This is a genomic window from Mesorhizobium silamurunense (genome assembly GCF_014843825.1).
GTDB lineage: Bacteria > Pseudomonadota > Alphaproteobacteria > Rhizobiales > Rhizobiaceae > Mesorhizobium > Mesorhizobium silamurunense.
This window is the reverse complement of the sequence record NZ_JHQR01000395.1, coordinates 1-2,824: the sequence shown is the minus strand read 5'-3', so window position 1 is coordinate 2,824 and position 2,824 is coordinate 1. Positions and strand designations below refer to the sequence as shown.

The 2,824-nt window shown below is 66.8% G+C and carries 3 protein-coding genes; 2 read left to right on the top strand and 1 reads right to left on the bottom strand.

The window, feature by feature from the left end; genetic code table 11:
• The coding region (locus tag DH10_RS34575; protein WP_192385872.1) for a class II aldolase/adducin family protein at positions 1 to 625 on the bottom strand (625 nt) is incomplete at its 3' end.
• Positions 626 to 831: 206 nt separating this feature from the next.
• Here DH10_RS34575 and DH10_RS34570 point away from each other — a divergent pair.
• Positions 832 to 1,614: a DeoR/GlpR family DNA-binding transcription regulator gene (locus tag DH10_RS34570; RefSeq protein ID WP_192251040.1), complete on the top strand. Its 783-nt coding sequence runs from the start codon at positions 832 to 834 to the stop codon at positions 1,612 to 1,614.
• A partial coding sequence (locus DH10_RS34565; RefSeq protein WP_192385871.1) for a carbohydrate kinase occupies positions 1,611 to 2,824 on the top strand: 1,214 nt, incomplete at its 3' end. The genes DH10_RS34570 and DH10_RS34565, both read left to right, overlap by 4 nt.

The window sequence follows — 2,824 nt, the reverse complement described above, 5'->3', positions numbered from 1 at the left end:
CATCGGCATTCGCCGCCGTCCGCGCCGTCCGCGCCAGGAGCGATCTGACCCGATGCAGCAGGCGCTCCGCATCGGTCACGGTTTCGGCGGCGACGACCAGCCCGTGATTGCCGAGGATCAGCACGTCGACCCCGGGCCGCAGCCGTTCGGCAATGCCCTGGGCAAGCGGCAGGCCCGGCCGGCGATAGGGAACATAGGCCCATTCGACGCCCTCTAGTCGCCGCGCGGCCTTGATCTCGCAATCGGCCTGGACCGCGAGCGAGATCGTATCGACGCAATGGACATGCAGCACGACCCGCTGCGGCATCAGCGCGTGCACGGTGGTCTCGATCGACGGGCGCAAGCCGCGTGGATTGAGGGCGCCGATGGCAAATGCCTGCGGCTTATCGGCAGCCGGATCGCGCCGTTCGACGGCCTCGATCAGCGGCACCATCGCCACCGGCACCATGATGTCGTCGGACAGCGCATCCTTCAGCCAGGTGCCGGAGGCCTTGATCCACAGCGTGTCGCCGGCCTTCAGCGACGTGTTGCCGCCGGCCGCCTGGGTCAGGTGCGGGTTGCTGCCGATCCTGGCCGAAAGCGCCCGCAAGGCGGCCAGTTCCTGCGCATCAGCTTGGGTCGCCATGGCGCTTCTCCTCCAACGGCTTGCCCTGGTTCTCGGGCCTGGTTCTCGCATGATCTCCCGTCGTCGGGAGCATTTGGTGTGATATCGCAGATGCGAGCGATATACGTCAACAGTGATCTAGTATCGTCAAAACTGGCTTGCAATCTGACTAATGTTGAGTAAGTTGCGCCAATTGCCGTGGAAAATGGCATGTGAGGAGGAGAGAGTTGAGCGATTCCGGCCGCCAGCGTCAGATCGTCGAGCTCTTGCGCGATCGCCCCTTTGCATCGGTGCGCGAACTGCAGGAGCGGCTCGGCGTTTCGGCTGCGACGGTCAGGCGCGACATCGACAAGATCGACGAGGCTGGCGAGGCGCGGAAGGTCTATGGCGGCATATCCGCCCTTGATGGCGCTGCCCATGCGGGGGTCGCCTATGCCAGGCCCTATGACGAGAACCGCGACCTGGCGGTGGACGCCAAGCGGCAGATCGCCGCCGTCGCCGCGACCATGGTGCGCGATGGCGACGCCGTTATCGTCCACGGCGGCTCGACCTGCTTCCATCTCGGCGTGAGGCTTGCCGACCGTAACATCCGCCTCTTCACCAATTCCATGCCGCTCGCGGCCTATCTCAGCGATCATGGCCACTGCAGCCTGACCATCGCCGGCGGCGACCTGCACCGCGAGCCCGGCATCATCCATTCGCTCACCCAGGCCGTTCCGTTCTACGCCTCGAAATTCTTTCTCGGCGCGCAAGGCCTCAGCCATGAAGGCGTTCTGGAATCGCATCCGCTGCTGGTGCGCTCGATCGTCGATCTCAGCCTCTGCGCCGATCAAATCGTGGTGCTGGCCGACAGCCGCAAGCTGTCGATCCACGCCCGCAACGTCGCCATGCCGCTGTCGCGCATCGGCACGCTGGTGACCGATGACGGCCTCTCCGATGCCGATGCGCGCATGCTGGAGGACGCCGGTGTCAGCGTGCGCATCGCCCCGGCCTCGGGAGCCCTCCCGTGAAGGTGGCGGTGCTCGACTTCGGCAAGACCAACTCGAAGCTGTTCGTCTTCGGTCAGGACGGGCGCATCGTCGACGAGCGGCGCACCAGTCCTGACTGGATTCGCAGGGGCGGCCTCAGCGTGCTTGACGAGGCGACCGTGTATGACTGGGCGCTCGATGCCGTCAACGAGGCCGTCGACGGTCATGGCATCGAAGGCCTGATGGTGTCCGGCCATGGCTGCACCTTCGCCCTGGTCGATGAGGCGGCGCTGACGCATCCCATTCTCGACTATGAGCAGGAACCGTCGGCCGAGATCGCAGCGCGGATCGATCGCCGCATTCCCGATTTCGCCGAGACCTTTTCGCCGCGCCTCCCGCTTGGCTTCAACTACGGCCGCCACATGCTGTGGCTTGAGCAAGTGGAGCCCGGCGCCTTCGCCGCCGCGAAGGCGATCCTCGGTTATCCGCAGTATTGGAGCTGGCGCTTCGGCGGCCGGGCCGTTTCGGAAGTGTCCTATCTCGGCTGTCATTCGCATCTGTGGGCGCCGCGCCGGCGCGACTTCTCCTCGCTGGTCGACGCCGAAGGCTGGCGCGGCCGCATGCCCGCCTTCGCGCGCGCCGGCGCCGTCATCGGCGAGCGGCGCTTCGGCAGATCCGGCCTGCCGGTCGCCATCCACAACGGCGTCCATGACAGCAACGCCGCGCTCCATGCCTATCGGCGGCAGGAACTCGGACCGCTCACCGTGGTGTCGACGGGCACCTGGGTGATCGTGCTCAATCCGGACTGCCCGCTCGACGCGCTCGACCGCGACCGCGACATGCTGGTCAACGTCGATGTCGATGGCGGTCCGGTGCCGACCATCCGTTTCATGGGCGGGCGCGAATTCGCGACCATCAGCGGCAACTGGCAGGGCACGATTGCTCCGGCCTCGATACAACGCGCGATCGATGCCGGCGTCATGGCGCTGCCGAGTTTCGCGCCCGGCGGGCCGATGCCAGGCCGGACAGGCGAAATCGTCGGCCGCGTTTCCGAGGCCGAGGAACGTGCGGCCGTGGCGCTGCTCTACGTTGCGTTAATGGTCGACCTGTCGCTCGACCTGATCCGGTCGCGAGACACCGTCATCGTCGACGGCGGGCTGAACGCGGGCGGCCTGCTCGCCGGCCTGTTGGCCGCGCTGCGCCCCGGCCAGTCCTTCATGCAGGGCGCCACGCTGGAAGGCAGCGCCACGGG